General features: G+C 73.4%; 16 protein-coding genes and 1 riboswitch. Of the genes, 7 read left to right on the plus strand and 9 right to left on the minus strand.

From position 1 onward, the window contains the following. Positions 1-40: 40 nt before the first annotated feature. Positions 41-973 carry a LysR family transcriptional regulator gene (locus ACYQ8Q_RS28440; RefSeq protein WP_460068695.1) on the plus strand — a complete coding sequence of 311 codons (933 nt, stop codon included), beginning with the start codon at positions 41-43 and terminating at the stop codon, positions 971-973. 22 nt (positions 974-995) lie between these two features. Next, entirely contained in the window at positions 996-1,481 is a 486-nt protein-coding gene (locus ACYQ8Q_RS28445) for a carboxymuconolactone decarboxylase family protein (RefSeq protein WP_460068696.1), read from the plus strand. A 121-nt stretch (positions 1,482-1,602) separates the two neighbouring features. On the opposite strand, the gene ACYQ8Q_RS28450 is transcribed toward ACYQ8Q_RS28445, so the two are convergent. The 6 genes from ACYQ8Q_RS28450 to ACYQ8Q_RS28475 are packed head-to-tail and all read right to left on the minus strand — an operon-like array spanning position 1,603 to position 9,701. Further along, the gene (locus ACYQ8Q_RS28450) at positions 1,603-2,385 is read right to left on the minus strand and encodes an aminotransferase class IV (protein WP_460068697.1); all 783 of its coding nucleotides are present in this window, start codon (positions 2,383-2,385) and stop codon (positions 1,603-1,605) included. Between the two features lie 10 nt (positions 2,386-2,395). Further along, the gene (locus ACYQ8Q_RS28455) at positions 2,396-3,574 is read right to left on the minus strand and encodes an FAD-dependent monooxygenase (protein ID WP_460068698.1); all 1,179 of its coding nucleotides are present in this window, start codon (positions 3,572-3,574) and stop codon (positions 2,396-2,398) included. Further along, positions 3,571-5,145 carry a class I adenylate-forming enzyme family protein gene (locus ACYQ8Q_RS28460; protein ID WP_460068699.1) on the minus strand — a complete coding sequence of 525 codons (1,575 nt, stop codon included), beginning with the start codon at positions 5,143-5,145 and terminating at the stop codon, positions 3,571-3,573. The genes ACYQ8Q_RS28455 and ACYQ8Q_RS28460 overlap by 4 nt, the downstream gene beginning before the upstream one ends. Before the next feature lie 32 nt (positions 5,146-5,177). After that, positions 5,178-6,932: a benzoate-CoA ligase family protein gene (locus ACYQ8Q_RS28465; protein WP_460068700.1), complete on the minus strand. Its 1,755-nt coding sequence runs from the start codon at positions 6,930-6,932 to the stop codon at positions 5,178-5,180. Continuing rightward, complete coding sequence (gene pabB, locus ACYQ8Q_RS28470) at positions 6,929-9,076, minus strand: aminodeoxychorismate synthase component I (protein WP_460068701.1); 2,148 nt, start codon at positions 9,074-9,076, stop codon at positions 6,929-6,931. Before pabB ends, ACYQ8Q_RS28465 begins: the two co-directional genes overlap by 4 nt. 28 nt (positions 9,077-9,104) lie before the next feature. Further along, a complete protein-coding gene (locus ACYQ8Q_RS28475) occupies positions 9,105-9,701 on the minus strand; it encodes a hypothetical protein (protein ID WP_460068702.1) in 597 nt (198 codons plus the stop codon). A gap of 222 nt (positions 9,702-9,923) precedes the next feature. On the opposite strand from ACYQ8Q_RS28475, the gene ACYQ8Q_RS28480 reads away from it, so the two are divergent. Next, on the plus strand, positions 9,924-10,712 hold the full coding sequence (locus ACYQ8Q_RS28480; protein ID WP_460068703.1) for a DUF3050 domain-containing protein: 789 nt from the start codon (positions 9,924-9,926) through the stop codon (positions 10,710-10,712). Positions 10,713-10,961: 249 nt separating this feature from the next. After that, positions 10,962-13,682 (plus strand): AAA family ATPase, encoded by a 2,721-nt coding sequence (locus ACYQ8Q_RS28485; protein ID WP_460068704.1) that lies wholly within the window; start codon positions 10,962-10,964, stop codon positions 13,680-13,682. Here the strand turns inward: ACYQ8Q_RS28485 and ACYQ8Q_RS28490 are convergent. Both ACYQ8Q_RS28490 and ACYQ8Q_RS28495 read right to left on the minus strand, forming a co-directional pair. Continuing rightward, the gene (locus tag ACYQ8Q_RS28490; RefSeq protein ID WP_460068705.1) at positions 13,651-14,055 is read right to left on the minus strand and encodes a hypothetical protein; all 405 of its coding nucleotides are present in this window, start codon (positions 14,053-14,055) and stop codon (positions 13,651-13,653) included. The genes ACYQ8Q_RS28485 and ACYQ8Q_RS28490 overlap by 32 nt on opposite strands. 97 nt (positions 14,056-14,152) lie before the next feature. Next, positions 14,153-14,977 (minus strand): DMT family transporter, encoded by an 825-nt coding sequence (locus ACYQ8Q_RS28495; protein ID WP_460073515.1) that lies wholly within the window; start codon positions 14,975-14,977, stop codon positions 14,153-14,155. Between the two features lie 137 nt (positions 14,978-15,114). Here ACYQ8Q_RS28495 and ACYQ8Q_RS28500 point away from each other — a divergent pair, with 137 nt between their 5' ends. Together ACYQ8Q_RS28500 and ACYQ8Q_RS28505 are read left to right on the plus strand one after the other, a co-directional pair. Continuing rightward, positions 15,115-15,474, plus strand: coding sequence for a hypothetical protein (locus ACYQ8Q_RS28500; protein WP_460068706.1), 360 nt, complete (start codon positions 15,115-15,117; stop codon positions 15,472-15,474). A 13-nt stretch (positions 15,475-15,487) separates the two neighbouring features. After that, positions 15,488-16,675: a glutathionylspermidine synthase family protein gene (locus tag ACYQ8Q_RS28505; protein WP_460068708.1), complete on the plus strand. Its 1,188-nt coding sequence runs from the start codon at positions 15,488-15,490 to the stop codon at positions 16,673-16,675. A 4-nt stretch (positions 16,676-16,679) separates the two neighbouring features. Here the strand turns inward: ACYQ8Q_RS28505 and rocD are convergent, their stop codons facing one another. Beyond that, positions 16,680-17,939, minus strand: a complete 1,260-nt coding sequence (gene rocD / locus ACYQ8Q_RS28510) for an ornithine--oxo-acid transaminase (protein ID WP_460068709.1) — start codon at positions 17,937-17,939, stop codon at positions 16,680-16,682. Positions 17,940-17,982: 43 nt separating this feature from the next. Further along, positions 17,983-18,072: riboswitch (ZMP/ZTP riboswitch) on the plus strand. Between the two features lie 31 nt (positions 18,073-18,103). Between rocD and ACYQ8Q_RS28515 the strand changes: the two genes are divergently transcribed. Continuing rightward, positions 18,104-19,558, plus strand: coding sequence for a glycine hydroxymethyltransferase (locus ACYQ8Q_RS28515; protein WP_460068710.1), 1,455 nt, complete (start codon positions 18,104-18,106; stop codon positions 19,556-19,558). Positions 19,559-19,627 lie beyond the last annotated feature (69 nt).

The raw sequence follows: 19,627 nt of genomic DNA on the forward strand, positions 1-19,627 counted from the left end.
GGAGTGACCTGCACTCCAGTGCAACCTTTGCAAGGGGACGATGCGTGTGACGCAATCAAGCGGACTGGATCTCAATCTGCTGGCCGCCCTCGATGTGCTGCTGGAGGAGCAGAGCGTCCAGGGCGCGGCCCGGCGGCTGCATCTCTCCGAGCCGGCCATGAGCCGCACCCTCGGCCGGATCCGCCGGGCGCTCGGCGATCCGGTGCTGGTGCGGGCCGGGCGGCGGATGGTGCCGACACCGCGCGCCCTCGCCGTACGGGCCGAGGTGAGCGCGGTGGTGGAGCGGGCGCGGGCGCTGTTCGCCCCGGCCGAGGACGCCGACCTCCGGACGGCGGTCCGCACCTTCTCGATCCTCGGGCACGACGCCGTCGCGGCCGTCCACGGTCCGGCCCTGCTGGCCCGGGCCGCCGCCCAGGCACCCGGCATCCGGCTGCGCTTCCTGACCGAGAGCCATGTCGACGCGCCGTTCCTGCGCGAGGGCACCGCCGACCTGGAGGTGGGCGTCCTCGACACGACCGCGCCCGAGGTGCATCGCGAGCACCTCCTGGAGGAACGGATGATGGGCGTCGTACGGGCCGGACACCCGCTGCTGGAAGGGGAGCTGACGCCCGAGCGGTTCGCGCGCGAGGCCGGTCACCTGATCGTGTCGCGGCGCGGCAGGCTGCACGGTCCGGTCGACGCGGCGCTCGCCGGACTCGGCCTGGAGCGGCGGGTGGTGATGAGCGTCGGCTCCCTGCTCTCCTCTCTGTTCGTCCTCCGGGACACCGACCTGGTGGGGCTGAACACCTCCTGGGGGCTGCCGCTCGCCGAGAGCCTCGGGCTGGTCGCCTTCGAGGTGCCGCTGCCCCTGCCGCCGCTGCGTCTCGGCATGGCCTGGCACCCGCGCCATGACGCGGACCCGGCCCACGCGTGGCTGCGGCAGGCGGTGCGGGAAGCGGCGGCCCGGTGGCCGCAAGGCGGTTCCCGCATATGAATTCGCGGATATAGTCGACCCCATGAGCAACCGTGACCAGATATCCCGTGTGGCCCTGAAGAAAATCACCCCCGACGTCTCCTCGGCGATGGGTTCCCTGCATGCCGCCGCGGTCGCCGCGGCGCAGGACGCGAAAGTCGAACCGGAAATCCTGGAGCTGCTCAGGATCCGCGCCTCGCAGCTCAACGGCTGCGCCTTCTGCCTCGACATGCACACCAAGGACGCCCGCGCCGCCGACGAGACCGAGCAGCGGATCTACGCCCTGAGTGCCTGGCGGGAGACCCCCTTCTTCACCGAACGGGAGCGCGCCGCACTGGCGTTGACCGAGGCCGTGACGTTCGTCGCCGACGGGCACGTGCCGGAGGACGTCTACGCCGAGGCCGCCGAGGTGTTCGACGAGGCGCAGGTCGCGGCGCTGATCTGGGCGGCCACCGTCATCAACGCGTACAACCGCATCGCGATCGCCACGCGTATGGTTCCGGGCGCTTATCAGCCCGCCAAGAAGTAGACGAAGCAGAAGTAGACGAAGTAGAAGTAGACGAAGCAGAAGTAGACGAAGTAATTGCCGAAAACGGCACACGGAATTCGGGCATCGGCTTCTCGCGTCGATGCCCGATGTTTTTTCGCATTCATTCGCCCGGCAGTGGCTCCCCCAGTCCCTCCAGCCATTCCCGCCATTCCGCCGCCCGCCCTGCGAGGCCGGCCTCGATGTCCGCCCCCGCCCAGCCCGTCACCGGGCGCAGTCCGTGCAGGGCGTTCACCGTCCACACCTCGAGGCCGTCGAGCTCGGCCACGGTCCGCTCCCGGCGGTCGACGCGGAAGCCCTCGCGCACGGCCCGCTCCAGGACCAGCGCCGTCGTCACCGAGGGCAGCAGCGGCAACCGGGACGGCGGCAGGCACAGGGTGTCGCCCTCCCACCACAGCACCCCGGCCGTCGGCGACTCCAGTACCACCCCGGACGGTCCGACCAGCACCGCCTCCTGGGCGCCGGCCGCGGTCGCCCGCGCCCGCACCTCGGCCAGCACGTCGAGATCGGGGCCCTTGAGCCGGGGCGCGGTGCGCGGGTCCTGCTGGCCCACGGCCCACAGCCGGATCTCCGCGCCCAGCGGCGGGGCGTGCCGCATCCGCAGCCTCAGGTCCGCCGTCCCCACGGTGAGTTCGACCCGGGGGAACCACTCGCCCGTGCGCGGCAGCGCGGCGGTCACGTCCTGCCAGAACTCCACCAGCCGGCGCGGCCCCGGCCCGCCGCACTCCCCGCAGGCCGCGAGGAAACGCTCCCGGTGACGGTCGTACGCCCGGACCCGGCCGTCCCGCACCAGCCACGAGTCCGCGGCGAGCAGCGGGCCCCCGGCCGCCGGGACCGGTGTCAGCCCGCCGTCGGGCGACCAGCTCAGCAGTCCTGGCGTACTCATCCCGTCCTCCTCAGTACTTGCCGCCCGCCACCGCGGGCGCCCCGTGCCGGGGTCCGTACGGGGCGTGCTCCAGCCATGATCCGCACGAGGGCAGCACGGGGGCGAGAGCCGCCGCCGCGCGTTGCCGCAGCCGTACGATCCGCCGGTGCGGACGCAGATGGCCGAGCGCGATCCCGGCCGCCTCGCTGTTGAACAGCCCGGCGGCCCGCCGTACCTCCGCGAAACCGGCCACGGCGGCGTCGGTCCCGGCGGCGATCGCCTCCGCCGCGGCCGCCGCGTCGGCGATCCCGCTGTTCATCCCGCGTGCCCCGAACGGCGGGAACAGATGCGCCGCCTCTCCCACCAGCAGCACCCGCCGGTGCGGGTCGGTGAAGGAGGCCGCGACCTTGCGCAGGAAGCGGTACGTCGACACCCACAGGATGCGCCCGTCGTACCCGTCGCCCACGACCGAGGGGAGCCAGCGGCGTACGGCGTCCTCCGTGCCGTACTCCTCCTCCCGGTCGCCGTCGAAGCACTGGAGGTCCACCTGGAAGCCACCGGTGAACGGCACCCGCATCACACTGCGGCCGCCCACCCCCGGATGCTCGTAGTGGAAGACCCGCTCCAGCGGCAGCTCGGCGCCCGGTACGTCCGCGACATCGACCACCACGTGGAAGCCCTCGCCCCGGGTGCCCTCCATCGCGATGTCCAGCGCGCGGCGGACCGCCGAGCGCGCCCCGTCGGCGGCGACGGCGTACCCGGCGCTCCACTCCCGCCCGTCCTCACCGGTCAGCGTCACGCCCGTGCCGGAGGCGCGGACCTCCGTGATCCGCGCGCCCCAGACGAACTCCACGCCCGCCCGCGCGCACGCCCCGCGCAGGAAGCGCTCGGTGTCCACCTGGCGCAGGCTGGTGAACGGGGGCAGCCCGGACGGGGGCGGGAAGGTGCGCGAGTACACCTCGCGCCCCCGGTACAGGGTGCGCCGGGTGTGCCAGGTACGGCCGTACCCCGTGATCTCGGCGGCCAGGCCCGGGGACATGCCGTCCAGCAGCCGCAGGGTCTCGCGGTGCACGAACAGGGCCCGGCTGCCCGGCCGTGCGCGGTCCTCGGGGTCCGCCTCCAGCAGGGTGACGGGCAGCCCGTGCGCGCGCAGGCCCAGCGCGGCCGAGAGACCGACCGGGCCCGCGCCCACCACGATCACAGGGTTCACGCGTGGACGCTTTCTCGCGCCTCGGTCAGCATCCGGGTGATCTCCAGCCGCTTCACCTTCCAGGTGGCCGTCATCGGCAGCTCCTCGAACCGCCACTGCCTCGGCTCGGCCATCTTCGGCAGATCGGCCGTCGCCTCCCGCCAGCGCTCCGGGTCCAGCGGCCGTTCCCCGCGTACGCACACCACCGGCACCGGCTCACGGTCCGCGCCCGGCACGATGACCACCTCACGCAGCTCCTCCAGGCGGTCCATCAGGGTGTCCTCGACCTCCAGATTGCTGTGCACCGCGTCGATCTGGTCGACCTCGCGGTCCATCAGGTACAGCGCGCCCAGCCGGCTGCGGTAGCCCATGTCGCCCATCTGCCACCAGCCGTCGGTGAGCTGACGGTCGTACTGCTCCTGCATGCCCAGATAGGTGAGGATGCGGCCCCGGGTGCGGGCCTCGATCCGGCCGGGCGTGCCGGGCCGCAGCCGCTCGCCGTCCGGGCCGGTCACCCGGACCCGGGTGAAGCCGGGGATGCCGGTGCCGACCCGGCGGCCGTCCGCGCGGGCCACCGAACGCCGGGTGAACCACTGGAACGCCACCGGGCCGCTCTCGCTCTGCCCGTACAGCTGGATCAGCCAGGGCGAACGGCGCTTCGAGGCGTCGAGCAGCCGCCGTACGGTGCGCGGATGGATCGCGTCGAACGTCGAGCCGTACGACTTCACCCGCGACAGCGGGGCGCCCGGCGCGTCGGCCAGCTCCTCCCACAGCACGAACGTGTTGGGGTGCGTCTCGACGATCCCGGGGCGGTGGCGGACGAGCAGCGGGCCCACGGACGCCGGGTCCGGGTCGGTGATCAGCAGCAGCGGGCTGCCGAAGTGCAGCAGGACGCCGAGCAGATGGTAGAAGCGCGAGTGCACGAACGACATGTGCAGCGCCGCCACCTCACCGCGGGTGGGCCAGCCCATCGCCTTCTGCGGCACCAGCCGGTTCCACATGGTGTTCGCGCAGTGCACGGCCAGCTTGGGCACACCGGTGGTGCCCGAGCTGTGGGTGATCAGGGCGGGCTCCCGGGGGTGCAGCCGCACCGGACGGGGCGTCGGCGCGCCGGCGTACTTCTGGAGCGACTCCGCGCCGGGCGTGTCGGCCACGGTGAGCGTGCGCCGGACCAGGGCGTCGAGGTCCAGGCCCGACAACGGGCCGTCCAGCTTGGCCCCGTCGGTGACCAGCCACGGCCGCTGGAGCCGGGCGAGCAGCTTGCCCACCACCTCGCCCGCCAGCGCCGGCGACAGCAGCACCGGCACCGCGCCGATCCGGGAGACCGCGCAGGTCAGCAGCACGATGTCGACGTTGTCCGTCTTGTGGACGACGACCTGTTCGGAGGGCCGTACGCCCGCCTCCCACAGCCGCCCCGACAGCTCCTCGACCACCTCGGCCAGGATCGTGTAGCTGAGGGCCGTGCCGAGGTCGGGGTGGGTGTCCAGCGGGCGGTCCAGGGTGACGAACACGGCGCCGTGCCGCTCGGCCGCCCGGCGCAGCATCGGGCCCAGGTAGAAGCCGCGGTCGGCGAGAACGGGCTGCTGGGACATGTAACGGTTCCTCTCTGCGGTGGTCGGCACGGTCACCAGGCCCCTTGGCGGACCAGATGGCGGCGGAGCTTGCCGGTGGGGGTACGGGGGAGGGAGGGGACGAGGCTGACGCTGCGGGGGACCTTGAAGGCGGCGAGCCGTTCCCGGGCGAGCCCCAGCAGGTCCTCCTGGAAGCCCGGCGGCGCCGGGGTGCGCGCCGGGACGACGAAGGCGCGCAGCCGGCCCGCCCCGCTCGCGTCGGTGACGGCCGCGACCGCGACCTCCTTCACCGCCGGGTGGGTCCGCAGCACGGCCTCCACCTCCAGCGGGGAGACGGTGATGCCGCCGACCATCTCCATGTCGTCGGCGCGGCCCAGGTGGGTGTACGTCCCGTCCGGTTCGCGGCGCGCCCGGTCGTGGGTGTTCAGCCAGCCGTCGACGAGCGTGCGGGCGCTCTCCTCGGGCCGGTTGAGATAGCCGGGGGTGACCGTCGGCCCGTGGACCCACAGTTCGCCCTCCGCGCCGTCCGGCACCGGGCGTCCGGCCTTGTCGCGCAGCTCCACCTCGAAGCCGGGCACGGGACGGCCGACGGTGCCCGGATGGTTGTGGCCGAGGCTGTTGGCGCAGAAGGCGTGTCCGGCCTCGGTGGAGCCGATCTGCTCCAGGACCGGAGCGCCGAGCAGGTCGGCGACGCGCCCGCCGAGCCCGTCCGGCATGCCCTCGCCGGCCGACACGGCGGCCCGTACGGAGGCGAAGCAGGCCTCGTGGCCGCTGCCCCGGTCGGCGACCAGCGCCGCGTACGCGGACGGCACGGAGTAGAGCAGGGTCACCCGGTGCCGGGCGACCAGCTCGTCCACGGCGGCCGGGGTGGGGCGGCGGTCCACCAGGACGGTCGAGGAGCCGGAGAACAGCGGGAAGACGAACGCGTTGCCGAAGCCGTAGGCGAAGAAAAGCTTCGAGACCGACAGGGTGACGTCGTCCGGGGTGATGCCGAGGAGCGGCCGGCCGATGAGTTCGTGGTACGCCTCCGGGTCGGCGTGGGTGTGCACGACGCCCTTGGGCCGGCCGGTCGTGCCGGACGTGTACTGGAGGTAGAGCGGGCTGCCGGGACCGACGGGCCGGGCGTCGGCGGCCGGCGCCGTGGCGGCGAGCGCGAGCAGCTGGTCGGCGCCGAGGCAGGCCCGCCCGGCGAACCGGTCGTCCTCCAGCCCCGGCCCCGTCACACACAGCACCGCACCGGTGTCCGTGGCCATGAACGCGTGGTCGGCGGCGGGGAGTTCGGGGTTGACCAGGACCGCCACCGCGCCGAGCCGGGCGATGCCGAGGAAGGCCGCCACCCAGGCGATCGAGTCGGGCAGCGCGAGCAGCACCCGGTCCCCGGGCCCTACGCCCTGCGCGGCCAGGACCCCTGCTGTCCGTGCCGCGAGGCCGTGCACCTCGTCGTGGGTCCAGGTCCGGTGCCCCTGATGAAACGCGGCCCGCCCGCCCCACCCCTCCCGCTCGGTCAGCCGGACGAGCCGGACGGCGAGGTTGGTGTCGAGGCCGGTGGTGAGGGGCAGCGCGGTGGCGGCGGTTTCGGAGCGTCGGGGCGCGGGGGGCGCGGGGGGCACGGGCGGTGCGGGCGGTGCGGCGGTGACGGCTTCCGGCGGCGCGGTGCCGGCCTGGCCGGGCCGCGCGGCGTCGGCGCCCACGGGCGGTGGAGTGTCGGCGGCCGTGGCCGGGGCGGTGCCGGTGGGTGTCCGGCGCGGGGTGGCGGTGTCCGCGGACACCGCCGCGCGGGGTGCCGGGGTGAGCCGGGGAGTGGTCATCGGGCGCCCTCTTCCAGGGCGTCCGGGGCGGTCAGCGGGGCGGCGCCCGTGTACGCCCGCATCTGCGCGGCCGTCTTCAGCAGCATCTCGTCGTACTCGGCGACCGGGTCGGAGTCGAGGACGATCGCGCCGCCCGCTCCGAGGTGCATCCGGCCGTCGGCGAGCACGGCGGTGCGGATGACGATGTTGAGGTCGGCGCCGCCGCTGCACCCCAGGTAGCCGAGGGCGCCGGAGTACACGCCCCGCGCCTCGGTCTCCAGGCCGTCGATGATCTCCATCGTGCGCAGCTTCGGCGCGCCGGTCATCGAGCCGCCGGGGAAGCAGGCGCGCACGCAGTCCACGGCGTCCGTGCCCTCGCGCAGCCGGCCCTCGACGGTGGAGACGAGCTGGTGCACGGTCGCGTACGTCTCGACGGCCATCAGCCGGGACACCCGTACCGTCCCGGTCCGGCAGACCCTGCCCAGGTCGTTGCGGAGCAGGTCGACGATCATCAGGTTCTCGGCGCGGGTCTTGGCGTCCGCCGCCAGCGCGTCCCGGAGCCGGGTGTCCTCGAGCGGGTCGGTTCCGCGTGGCGCGGTGCCCTTGATCGGCTTGGTCTCGGCGACGCCGTCCCGGGTGATCCGCAGGAACCGCTCCGGCGAGGCGCCGGCCACGTCGAGGTCGCCGAACCGCAGGAAGGCCGCGTAGGGCGCCGGGTTGACGCGCCGCAGCTCCCGGTAGAAGGCGTACGCCTCGGGCGGGGCGGGCAGCCGGGCCGCGTCGGTGAGACAGATCTCGTAGCTGGTGCCGGCCCGCAGTTCCCGCCTGCAGGCCTCGATGTCGGCGAGGTACGTGGTCCGGTCGCGCGTCAGCCAGGGTTCGGCGGCGCCGAGGTCGGGCTCGGCCGGGGCGGGCGGCGGCCGGTGGCCGTCGGGGGCGACGAAGGTGAGCTGGGCGACGGTGTGCTCCAGCCAGTCGGCGGCCTCGCGGGCTGCCTGCGGGCTGTCCTCGGCGAGGCAGACCGCGTAGGTGAAGTCCTCCTCGTGGTCCACCGCGATCAGCCGGTCGGCGAACAGCCAGGCCGCGTCCGGGGTCTCGGCCCGGTGGCGGTTGGGTGAGCCGCAGTCGGCCTTGGTCTCGTAGCCGAAGTAGCCGACGTATCCGCCGGTGAAGTCGAAGGGGAGACCGGTGGCGTCGACCCGGCGGTTGGCCAGCTGCCGCTTGAGGTAGTCGAAGACGCTCGCGGTGACCTTGCGCGGGGGCCGTCCGGCCCGCTCGATCTCGCACCGGCCGGCCTCGACGTCGTAGCGGACGAACTCGGCGAGCGGGCCGCTGTCGTCGCCGAGGAAGGAGAAGCGGGCCAGGCCCTGCTCGACGCGGGAGCTGTCCAGCCAGAACGACCGCGCCGATCCGGCGAACAGGCGGGTGAAGGCGGCCTCGGTGTCGACGGCTCCGGCGATCCGGCGGGTGTGCAGCCGGTAGGCGGGGAGGTTGCCCTGCCGGGGGCGGGGAATGGCCGGCCCGGCGATCGTGGCCGAGGGGACGGCGGTGTTCTTGCTGCGGGGGCGGCGGGCCCGCTCGGCGGTGAGGTTGCGGAAGTTCACCAGCATGCGGTGGCCGTACTCGGTGAGCACCGACTCCGGGTGGAACTGCACGCCCCACAGCGGCCGTTCGCGGTGCCGGATGCCCATGAGGACGCCGTCCTCGGCCCAGGCGGTGGCCTCCAGGGTGTCGGGCAGCGGCTCGTGCACGGCGAGGGAGTGGTAGCGGACCGCGGTGAAGTGCTGGGGCAGCCCCTGGAACAGGTCCCGGCCGTCGTGCCGCACCTGGGTCAGATGCCCGTGCCGGGGCTGCGGGGCGGGCGCCACCCGGCCCTGCTCCCCGAGCGCCATGCCCTGGTGACCGAGGCAGACGCCGAGCACGGGCACGGTCGCCTCGGCGAGCACCCGGGCGCTGATGCCGAAGTCACGGGCCGTTCCCGGATGCCCCGGACCGGGCGAGACCACGACATTGTCGAAACCGCCGAGAACGTCTAATACGTCGATCCCGTCGGCACCGCCGGCGTCATTGTGGATCACCACCGGCTCCTCGCCGTTGACCTCGGCGACCAGCTGGAACAGGTTGTACGTGTACGAGTCGTAATTGTCGATGAGCAGGGTCTTCACCCGCCCACCTCCTTCGTCGTTCACGAACCTATACGGTCCGTCGTTTGTGCCGCCCACGCAGCGCCTGGAGCGGTGGGTACAGCCATTTCTTGAAGAAACGCTGAAGGCGCGGCATGAGAATCCAGGTGACGAGAGCCGTCACACACAGGCAGAGCAACAGCGTGCGAATGAACGGATTGAGGCCGCCGAGATAGGGCAGCACGATCAGATTGAACAGGAGCACCGGCGGGAACACCGCGCTCATATTCACGAACCACAGTTTCCATTTCGCCGGAGGGGTCGGCGGAGCAGGTGGGGCCGGGGGCGGGGGCGGGGGGCCCTGGGTGTCGAACCACTGCTTCGATCCCTGCACGCTACGGCGGCCCGCCCGTTCGGCGATGCCTTGGGTGCGGACGTCCCACTGGACCCGGTCGGGCGAGACCTCCCAGGCCAGGGCCGTGTCCTCGGTGGCGAAGCGATAGACGACATGCCACTCCGCCTCCTGATCGACAAGGACGCCACCCCCGAGGAAACCCGGCTGCCGGGCACTCGCGCCCAGCATGGCCCACCCCCAGGTGTGGAAGTCGGCCTCACGGCCCGGCACCACGTGATAGGCCACGGTCACGGTGACGGGATTACTGCTCACGGGGTGGAGTACGCACCCCGGAACCCTCGCGTTCAAAGATTCAACGAGTTTTTTGTGGCCAGCCTGTGACTGTCCGGATCGCGGCTCTTTGGCAGTATTTCAGACTCATTACCGCCATCTGTCGGGTGATACTGCGAGTAACTTCCGCCGAATTCAAGAAAGTGCTTGCCGTCGTCGCTCGGATGGTTGGACGATCGCGGTCCGAGATCGAAGGAGATCTTCATGTCCAGGTACGACTGGAAACTGACCGCCGGGGGACAAGAGGGAATCGAACGGGCTCGTTCCGTGCTGGAATCCGCCAGAAAAGAAGTAACGGCCCACCCCATTTACCAGCGGATATCCGGGCCGGAACACCTCAGGACGTTCATGGCCCACCACGTCTTCGCGGTGTGGGACTTCATGTCCCTGCTCAAGTCGCTCCAGCGCGAGCTGACCTGCGTCGACGTGCCCTGGGTGCCCCGCGGCTCGGCGGTGGCCCGCCGGCTCATCAACGACATCGTGCTGGTCGAGGAGAGCGACGAGCTGAACGGCGGTTTCACCAGCCACTTCGAGCTCTACCGGGCCGCCATGACCGAGGCCGGGGCCGACGCGACCCGCGTCGACGCCTTCCTCGGTCTCATCGGCGAGGGGCACGATCTGTCGGCGGCCCTGCGCGTCGCCCAGGTGCCCGCCGCGGCGGCGGAGTTCGTCACGACGACCTTCGACATCATCGCCCACCGCCCGCTGCACTGCCGGGCCGCCGTCTTCGCCTTCTCCCGCGAGGACCTGATCCCCGACATGTTCGACCAGGTCGTCAAGGAGGAGGGAACGGACCGCTTCCCCCTCTTCCGCGACTACCTCGCCCGCCATATCGAGGTCGACGGCGAGGAACACACCCCCATGGCCCTCCAGATGGTCAGCGACCTCTGCGGCACCGACGACACCCGCTGGCGGGAGGCCGTGGAGACCGTCACCGTAGCCCTGGAGGCCAGGTCCCGCCTGTGGGACGGCATCACCGGGGCGATGACCTGACCCACCGCGAGCCGACGGCTGCGCGGTGACCACCGCCCGCCATGGGGCGACCAGCGCGGCGGCCGGTCGCTTCCGGGCCGGTGGCGCCCCCGCCCGCGCCCTCATGGACGGCGCGCGCCCCTTCGCCCCGCGCACCCCCCGCTACGTCCATTGCCGCATTGCCCCGGCCCGGGCCCGGTGCTGGACTGAGGGGCCGAGGCCTCGGGGGAGGGCAGGGCGATGGGTGGTCGCGGGCGGGGTGGGCGAGCGATGTTCCTGGGGCGGGCGTTCGTGGGTCGGGCGGACGAACTCGCCGGGTTACAGGCGCTGTACGCGCAGGCGGCGGCCGGGCGGCCCGTCCTCGCCGTCGTCGAGGGGCCGCCGGGCATCGGCAAGACCGCGCTGCTGCGGCGCTTCCTCGCCGGCCTCCCGGGCGGCGTCCTCATGGCCTCCGGCGCGGAACACGAGGCGTCCCTGCCGTACGGCGTCCTCGCCCGCCTCCTCGGCCACCCCGTGCACACCGACCCGCCCACCGCCGGCGCCCAGCTCCTCGAACCCCTCGGCGAACTCCAGCGCCGCGGCCGCCCGGTCGTCCTCGTCGTCGACGACGCGCACTGGGCCGACGCGCCCTCCCTGCACGCCCTCGCCTTCGCCCTGCGCCGACTGCGCGCCGACCAGGTCCTGTGCCTGGTCGCCGTGCGCGACCTCGGCGACGGCCGGCTCCCCGACGGCCTCCACCGCCTCCTCACCGACGACACCGCCGTACACCTGCGCCTCGACGGCCTCGCCCCGGCCGACCTCGTCGCCCTGAGCGCCGGTCTGCTGCCCGAACCGCTGCCCGAGACCGCCGCCGCCCGACTGCGCGCCCACACCGGCGGCAACCCCCTGCACTGCCGCGCCCTGCTGGAGGAGGTCCCCGCCCACGTCCTCAGGTCCACCGGCACCCCGCTGCCCGCCCCGCAGACCTACACCCGGCTGGTCCTGGACCGGCTCGCCCGCTGCGGCCCGCCCGCCCGCGCCCTGGTGGAGGCCGCCGCCGTCCTCGGCAGCCCCTGCGCCCTCACCCGCGCCGCCGCCCTCGCCGCCCTCGACGACCCGCTGCCCGCGCTCGCCGAACCCCTCGACCACGGCCTGCTCCAGGAGACCCCCGGCCCCGGCACCTGCCACATCGCCTTCACCCACCCCCTGGTGCGCGCCGCCGTCTACCACCGGCTCGGCCCGGTCCGCCGCACCGCCCTGCACACCCGCGCCGCCGACGCCGAGGACGACCCCCACACCCGGCTGCATCACCGCGTCCTCGCCGCCCACGGCCCCGACGACCGGCTCGCCGCCCAGCTCGCGGACCGCGCCCGACGGCGCGGCGCCCTCGGCCGCTGGGTGGAGACCGCACCCCTGCTGCGGCACGCCGCCGACCTCACCTCCCGCCCCGCCGACCGGGGCCGCCTGGCCTGCGAGGCCGTCGAGGCCCTGCTCCTCGACGGCCGCCGCGAGGAGGCCGCCACCGTCGTCGCCGCCCTCCCCGAGGACACCGACACGGCCGTGCGGTACTGCGCCCGCGGCCATCTCGCCCTGGTCTCCGGGCACATCGAGCAGGCCCGCACCCTCCTCGACGAGGCCTGGCGGCTGCGCACCCCCGGCGCCGACCCCGGCCTGGAGACCCGGATCGCCGAGCAGTACGTGATGGTCCACATGATGAGCGGACGCGCCGGACAGTCCCGCACCTGGGCCCGCACCGCCCTCGACGGCGCCGCCCGCGCCGGCGGCACCCTGCGCTTCGTCCACCTCGCCGCCCTCGGCCAGCTCGGCGCCTACGACGAGGCGTCCGCCCTCACCAAGCCCCTCCCGGACGCCTCCCTCGTCGGCCTCCCCGACATCGACCTCCTCCTCGGCCGCGGCACCCTGCACCTCTACACCGACCGGCTACGGCCCGCCCGCGCCGACTTCGAGCGGGCCGTGGACCTCGCCCGCACCGGCCCCGTGCCGCTACGGGTGATCGCGCTGACGCTCCTCGCCAAGACCGAGTTCCTGTACGGCGACTGGGACCTCGCCGAGGCCCACTGGGAGACCGCCTCCTCCGTCGCCGCCGATCTCGGCCAGGGCTGGATCGCCCCCGTCGTGCACGCCGAGGCCGCCCTCCCGCCCGCCGCCCGCGGCGCCCACGACCGGGCCGCCGCCCATCTGCGCCTCGCCCACGCCAACCCCGTCGTCCGCGAGTCCCGCATGCTGGAGATCTTCGTGACGTACGGCCTCGCCCACCTCGACCATCTGCGCGGCGACCACACCGCCGCCCTCGCCCTGCTGCGGCCCCTCCTCGCCCACGACGACCTGGACTTCACCGGTGAGACCGCCAACGTCCCCTGGCGCGACCTGCTCTGCGACTGTCTGGTCGCGGCCGGCGAGCTCGACGAGGCCGACCGGCTGCTGACCGCACTGGAGGAACGCGCCGCCCGGCGTGCCCGCGCCTCCACCCTCGCCGCCGTCCAGCACACCCGGGGCGCCCTGTACACGGCCCGCCGCGAACCCAAGCGCGCCCGGGACGCCTACGCCGAGGCGCTCGACCGGTACACCCGCCTCGACCTGCCCTTCCCCCGGGCCCGCACCGAGCTGGACTTCGGCGCGTTCCTGCGCCGCACGGGCCGTACCGCCCCCGCGCTCGACCTGCTGCGGGCGGCCCGCGACCGCTTCGCCGCGCTCGGCGCGGTGCCGTTCCTGCGCGACTGCGACCGCGAACTCGCCGCGTGCGGAGCCGCTCCCGCATCCACATCCCCGTCGTGGATCCGGGAGCGGCTCACCCCGCAGGAACACGCCGTCACCCGCCTCGCGGCGACCGGCCTGACCAACCGGGCGATCGCCCGCGAGCTGGTCCTCAGCGCGAAGACGGTGGAGTACCACCTGAGCCATGCCTACGCGAAGCTGGGGGTGCGCTCGCGGGTGGAGCTGGCCGCGCGGCTGGGCGGTGTCAGTCCGGGAGGATCTGGAAGTAGGGACTGACGGCGAAGGTGCCGCCGCCCAGGCCGCTGCCGTAGACCACCGAGCCGTACGCCCGTGCCAGGTGCCCCTTGTGCGCGTCGAGCACGCCCTTGTCCAGGACGAACGTGAAGACGGCGTCCAGCTTGGACCAGTCCGTCTCCTGGAAGTGGCCCTTGAGCACCGACGGGCCCACCGTCGGGATCACGGTGCCGTCGCTGATGTCTCGCACGACCAGCGTCACGGTGTACGCGCCCTGGGTCCCGAACAGTGCCGAGCCGGCCTCGGCCTCCAGCTGGATCTCCGCGTCACTCCCGGGGCTCAGCGTGACGTCCGCGATGCTTCCGTCGACCCGACGGCTGAACACCCGCACGATCTGCGCGTCGTTGGGTCCCATGACTACCCCCTGTTCCCTGACGGCCGTCCCTCGGCCGCACCCCGAACCTATGGATCCCCCCACCCCCCGCACCTCCGGGAAGCCCTAGGGGAACCTCCTAGGCCTGGGGCTCCTCCGGGGCCTCGCCGAAGCGGGCCAGGGCCAGGGCGCCCGCGACCGCGATCAGGAACCCCAGCACGGCGAGCCACGCCAGCCCCTCCCGGGTGCGGTCGCCCAGCCACACCACCCCGACCAGCGCGGGTCCGATCGTCTCCCCGACCACCATCCCGGCCGTCGCCGTCGTCGGTGAGCCCCGCTGGAGCGCGGAGGTGAGCGACAGGAACGCGGCCCCGCCGCCCAGCAGCAGCGCGTACACCGCCGGATCGCTGACGAGGTCTGCCGGGGACAGCGAGTCGATCAGCCGTACCGACACCTCGACGACCCCGAACCCGACCCCGGCCGCCATGCCCAGCAGCAGCGCCCGCCCCCGCTCCGGCAGCCGCCCCCCGGACACGCCCAGCAGCAGCACCCCCACCGCCGTCCCGAGCATCACCCACTGCAGTGCCGCCGGCCCGCTCTCCTCGCCCTCCGCGCCCGAGGCGAGCCCCAGCATGGCGAGCCCCGCGCAGACCACGGCCACCGCACCCCACTCGCCGCGGCTCGGCCGCACCCGCAGCAGCCGGGCCGCCACCACCGCCGTCACCGCGAGGCTCGACGCCAGCGCCGCCGCCACCGCGTAGATCGGGATCGAGCGGAGCGCGGCGATCTGGAGGACGAACCCCAGCCCGTCCAGGCCCAGTCCCGCCATGTACCGCCACTGCCGCAGCGCCCGCAGCAGCAGCGCCGCCTCCCCGCCGCCCCCACCGGACGCGGCGCGCGCGGCCATCGCCTGCAGCACCGTCGCCGTACCGAAGCAGACCGCCGCGCCGAGCGCGCACACCATTCCGAACAGCACGAACGGACTGTAGGCGAGCGGCGCCCACCGGGGGGCCGGTGTGCGCGCTCTCTCACCGATCTTTAGGCTGGCGGCCGGAAATCGCCGTAGGGGCGAGGTAAAGACGGCAACGGGGAGACGGGGACATGGCGGAATCACGCAGGCGCCTGCGGTCCAGCACGGTCGTACTCGGCGGTATGGGCGTGGTCGCCGCCGCCCTCACCTCCTGCGGCTCCGACCCGGACCGCCGCTGCGTCGACCGCGACAGCTACGACTCGCTCTACGGCTACAAGGTCGTCGCCGACAAGAACTGCAAGTCCTCCACCTCCGGCTCCACCTCCGGCAAGGGCAGGAAGACCTCGGGCACGGCCGCGAAGACCGACGCCGACTGGTACTACGACGCCGACGTCGACGGCGGCTGGGCCGACTACGGAACCTTCAGCAAGAGCGAGGCCGTCGACCGGGGCGGCTTCGGCTGCTCCGGCTCCGGCAGCAGCGGCGGCTGAGCGGCCGTACGCCATGCAGCGCCACACCATCGAGCCCCGCCCCGGCTGGCAGGAGACGGTCGAGGAGCAGGGCCTCGTCTACCCGCTCACCCGCCACCCCGACGGCAGCCTGCGCCCCTACTGGGACGAGAGCGCGTACTACGCCTTCACCCTCGACGAGGTCGAGGCCTTGGAGGAGACCGTCGAGGAGCTGCACCGGATGTGTCTGGCGGCGGCGGACCACCTGGTCACCGCCGGCCGCCTGGCCGACCTCGGCATCACCGACCCGCGCGTGGCCGCCGCCGTCACCGAGGCCTGGCACCGGCGCGCCGAACTGCCGTCCGTCTACGGCCGTTTCGACCTGCGCTACGACGGCACGGGCCCGGCGAAGCTCCTGGAGTACAACGCCGACACCCCGACCTCCCTCGTGGAGGCGGCCTCCGCGCAGTGGTTCTGGATGGAGGAGCGCTTCCCGGGCGCCGACCAGTGGAACTCCCTGCACGAACGCCTGGTCGAGGCCTGGCGCAAGCAGGCCCCGCTGCTGCCGCCCGGCGGCCCGCTCTACTTCGCGCACTCCACCGCCGACGAACTCGGCGAGGACCTGATGACGGTCGCCTATCTGAAGGAGACCGCCGAACAGGCGGGCCTCGACACGGCGTTCATCCCCGTCGAGGACATCGGCTTCGACCGGCTCTCCGGCCGCTTCGTCGACCACCGGCTCCGGTTCATCCGCAGCTGCTTCAAGCTCTACCCCTGGGAATGGCTCACCACCGACCGGTTCGCCGGCCATGTCCTCGACACCCTCGACAACGGCGGCGGCACGGGGACGACGATGTGGATCGAGCCCGCCTGGAAGATGCTGCTCAGCAACAAGGCCCTGCTCGCCGTCCTGTGGGAGCTGTACCCGGACCACCCGAACCTCCTGCCCGCCCATCTCGACGGCCCCCGTGAGCTGGCCGCCACCACCGGGTACGTGGCCAAGCCCCTGCTCGGCCGGGAGGGGGCCGGCGTCACGATCCACGGAAAGGGCGCCGACCCCGTCGTACGCACCGACGAACCCTGCTGCTACCAGCAGCTCGCCCCGCTGCCCGCCTTCGACGGCAACCACGTCGTCCTCGGCGCGTGGGTCGTGGCGGGGGAGTCGGCGGGCCTCGGCATCCGCGAGTCCTCGGGCCTGATCACCGACGAGTACGCCCGCTTCGTCCCGCACGTGATCCTCTGACGGCCTACGGCCCGAGCCCCAGCACGGCCCGGAGCTGCTCCAGCCCCCAGTTTAGGTCCCGCTCGGTGATGACCAGGGGCGGTGCGACGCGGATCGTCGGGCCGCGGGTGTCCTTCACCAGGACGCCCCGGCCCATCAGCCGCTCCGCCACCTCCCGCCCCGACCCGTACTCCGGCGCCACGTCCACGCCCGCCCAGAGCCCGCGCCCGCGCACCGCCGTCACCCGCCCGGTGCCGGCCAGCACCCCCAGCTCCCGGTGCAGCCGCTCCCCGAGGAGCGCGGCCCGCTCCTGGTACTCGCCCGTCCGCAGCATCGCGATCACCTCCAGCGCGACCGCGCACGCCAGCGGATTCCCGCCGAACGTCGACCCGTGCTCCCCGGGTCGGAACACCCCGAGCACCGCCGCGTCCGCCACCACCGCCGACACCGGCACGATCCCGCCCCCGAGCGCCTTCCCCAGCACATACACATCCGGTACGACCCCCTCGTGCTCGCACGCGAAGGTCCGCCCCGTCCGGCCGAGCCCCGACTGGATCTCGTCGGCGACGAACAGCACCCCGCGCTCCCGGGTCAGCTCCCGCACCGCCGGCAGATAGCCCTCCGGCGGGACGATCACCCCCGCCTCGCCCTGGACGGGCTCCAGCAGCACCGCCACCGTGTTGTCCGTCACCGCCGCCCGCATTGCCGTGACGTCCCCGTACGGGACGATCGCGAATCCGGGTGTGTACGGCCCGTAGTCCGCCCGGGCCTCGGGGTCGGTGGAGAAGCTGACGACCGTCGTCGTACGGCCGTGGAAGTTGTGGCCGGCGACGACGATCTTCGCCGTCTCCGCCGGGACCCCCTTCACCCGGTAGCCCCACTTCCGGGCGGTCTTCACGGCCGTCTCCACCGCCTCCGTGCCCGTGTTCATCGGCAGCACCATCTCCTTGCCGCACAGCGCGGCCAGCTCGGTGCAGAACGCGGCGTACCGGTCGTGGTGGAACGCCCTCGACGTCAGCGTCACCCGCTCCAGCTGCGCCTTCGCCGCCTCGACCAGCCGCCGGTTGCCGTGCCCGAAGTTCAGCGCCGAGTAGCCCGCCAGCAGATCCAGATACCGCCGCCCGCGCACGTCCGTCATCCACGCCCCCTCGGCCGTGGCGATCACCACCGGCAGCGGGTGATAGGTGTGCGCGCTGTGCGCGTCGGCGGCGGCGATCAGCGCCTCGGTCGTGGTCACGGGACCTCCCGGGACCTCCAGCGTGCGCCCTTCCCGGGTCGCTCGCATGGTGGACGCGACGCCTTCCCCCGCGTGCGTGGCCGGTAGGCTGGCCGCGGGCCGTGACTGGCGCGCTGGGATGGGACGGACCATCGGGGAGCGGCCCGTGAGCAGCAGAGTGCCGTGCGCCTGGGCCGAACCGTGAACGCCGAACGCATGTCCGGAGGTCCCGAATGTCTGCCGAGTCCGCCCCCCTGTCCACCGAGTCCACCGCCTTCCGCGCCGCCCTCGACGTGATCCGCGCCGTCGAGCCGCGCGTCGCCGACGCCATCGGCCAGGAGGTCCACGACCAGCGCGAGATGCTCAAGCTGATCGCCTCCGAGAACTACGCCTCCCCGGCCACCCTCCTCGCGATGGGCAACTGGTTCAGCGACAAGTACGCCGAGGGCACCGTCGGCCGCCGCTTCTACGCCGGCTGCCGCAACGTCGACACGGTCGAGGCGCTCGCCGCCGAGCACGCCCGCGAGCTCTTCGGCGCCCGGCACGCCTACGTCCAGCCGCACTCCGGCATCGACGCCAACCTGGTCGCCTTCTGGGCCGTCCTCGCCGACCGCGTCGAGGTCCCCTTCCTGGAGAAGGCCGGCGCCCGCCAGGTCAACGACCTCACCGAGGCCGACTGGGCGGAGCTGCGCCAGGCCTTCGGCAACCAGCGCATGCTCGGCATGTCCCTGGACGCGGGCGGCCACCTCACCCACGGCTTCCGCCCGAACATCAGCGGCAAGATGTTCGACCAGCGCTCCTACGGCACCGACCCCGCGACCGGCCTCATCGACTACGACGCCCTGCGCGCCCAGGCCCGGGAGTTCAAGCCGCTGATCATCGTCGCCGGCTACTCCGCGTACCCCCGTCTGGTGAACTTCCGGATCATGCGCGAGATCGCCGACGAGGTCGGCGCGACCCTGATGGTCGACATGGCGCACTTCGCGGGCCTGGTCGCCGGCAAGGTCCTGACCGGCGACTTCGACCCGGTCCCGCACGCCCGGATCGTCACCACGACCACCCACAAGTCCCTGCGCGGCCCGCGCGGCGGCATGGTCCTGTGCGACGACTCCCTCAAGGACCAGGTCGACCGCGGCTGCCCGATGGTCCTCGGCGGCCCGCTCCCGCACGTGATGGCCGCCAAGGCCGTCGCCCTGGCGGAGGCCCGGCAGCCCGCCTTCCAGGACTACGCCCAGCGGATCGTCGACAACTCCCGCGCGCTGGCCGAGGGCCTGATGCGCCGGGGCGCCACCCTGGTCACCGGCGGCACCGACAACCACCTCAACCTGATCGACGTCGCCTCCTCCTACGGCCTCACCGGCCGCCAGGCCGAGGCGGCCCTCCTCGACTCGGGCATCGTCACCAACCGCAACGCGATCCCCGCCGACCCGAACGGCGCCTGGTACACCTCGGGCATCCGCATCGGCACCCCCGCCCTGACCACCCGCGGCCTCGGCACGGCGGAGATGGACGAGGTCGCGGGCCTGATCGACCGTGTCCTCACCACCACCGAGCAGGGCACGACGAAGTCCGGCGCGCCGAGCAAGGCGAGTCACGTCCTGGACGCGAAGGTGGCGGAGGAGATCTCCCGGCGCGCGACGGACCTGGTGGCGGGCTTCCCGCTGTACCCGGAGATCGACCTGGGCTGAAGGCGTTCTCAAGGGGCGCGGGGCCGCATCATTTGCGGCTCCGCCGCGGGGCGCGACGAGCCACGACGG

The organism is Streptomyces sp. YKOK-I1, from assembly GCF_054660435.1.

Excerpts from the sequence above, each read along its gene's own strand:
- ACYQ8Q_RS28500 (WP_460068706.1), top strand. The coding sequence starts at position 15,115 with ATGGCGGAATCACGCAGGCGCCTGCGGTCCAGCACGGTCGTACTCGGC.
- ACYQ8Q_RS28450 (WP_460068697.1), bottom strand. The coding sequence starts at position 2,385 with ATGAGTACGCCAGGACTGCTGAGCTGGTCGCCCGACGGCGGGCTGACA.
- ACYQ8Q_RS28495 (WP_460073515.1), bottom strand. The coding sequence starts at position 14,977 with ATGGTGTGCGCGCTCGGCGCGGCGGTCTGCTTCGGTACGGCGACGGTG.
- ACYQ8Q_RS28460 (WP_460068699.1), bottom strand. The coding sequence starts at position 5,145 with ATGTCCCAGCAGCCCGTTCTCGCCGACCGCGGCTTCTACCTGGGCCCG.
- ACYQ8Q_RS28485 (WP_460068704.1), top strand. The coding sequence starts at position 10,962 with ATGTTCCTGGGGCGGGCGTTCGTGGGTCGGGCGGACGAACTCGCCGGG.
- ACYQ8Q_RS28515 (WP_460068710.1), top strand. The coding sequence starts at position 18,104 with ATGTCTGCCGAGTCCGCCCCCCTGTCCACCGAGTCCACCGCCTTCCGC.
- ACYQ8Q_RS28490 (WP_460068705.1), bottom strand. The coding sequence starts at position 14,055 with ATGGGACCCAACGACGCGCAGATCGTGCGGGTGTTCAGCCGTCGGGTC.
- ACYQ8Q_RS28480 (WP_460068703.1), top strand. The coding sequence starts at position 9,924 with ATGTCCAGGTACGACTGGAAACTGACCGCCGGGGGACAAGAGGGAATC.
- ACYQ8Q_RS28465 (WP_460068700.1), bottom strand. The coding sequence starts at position 6,932 with ATGACCACTCCCCGGCTCACCCCGGCACCCCGCGCGGCGGTGTCCGCG.
- ACYQ8Q_RS28505 (WP_460068708.1), top strand. The coding sequence starts at position 15,488 with ATGCAGCGCCACACCATCGAGCCCCGCCCCGGCTGGCAGGAGACGGTC.
- rocD (WP_460068709.1), bottom strand. The coding sequence starts at position 17,939 with ATGCGAGCGACCCGGGAAGGGCGCACGCTGGAGGTCCCGGGAGGTCCC.
- ACYQ8Q_RS28445 (WP_460068696.1), top strand. The coding sequence starts at position 996 with ATGAGCAACCGTGACCAGATATCCCGTGTGGCCCTGAAGAAAATCACC.
- ACYQ8Q_RS28440 (WP_460068695.1), top strand. The coding sequence starts at position 41 with ATGCGTGTGACGCAATCAAGCGGACTGGATCTCAATCTGCTGGCCGCC.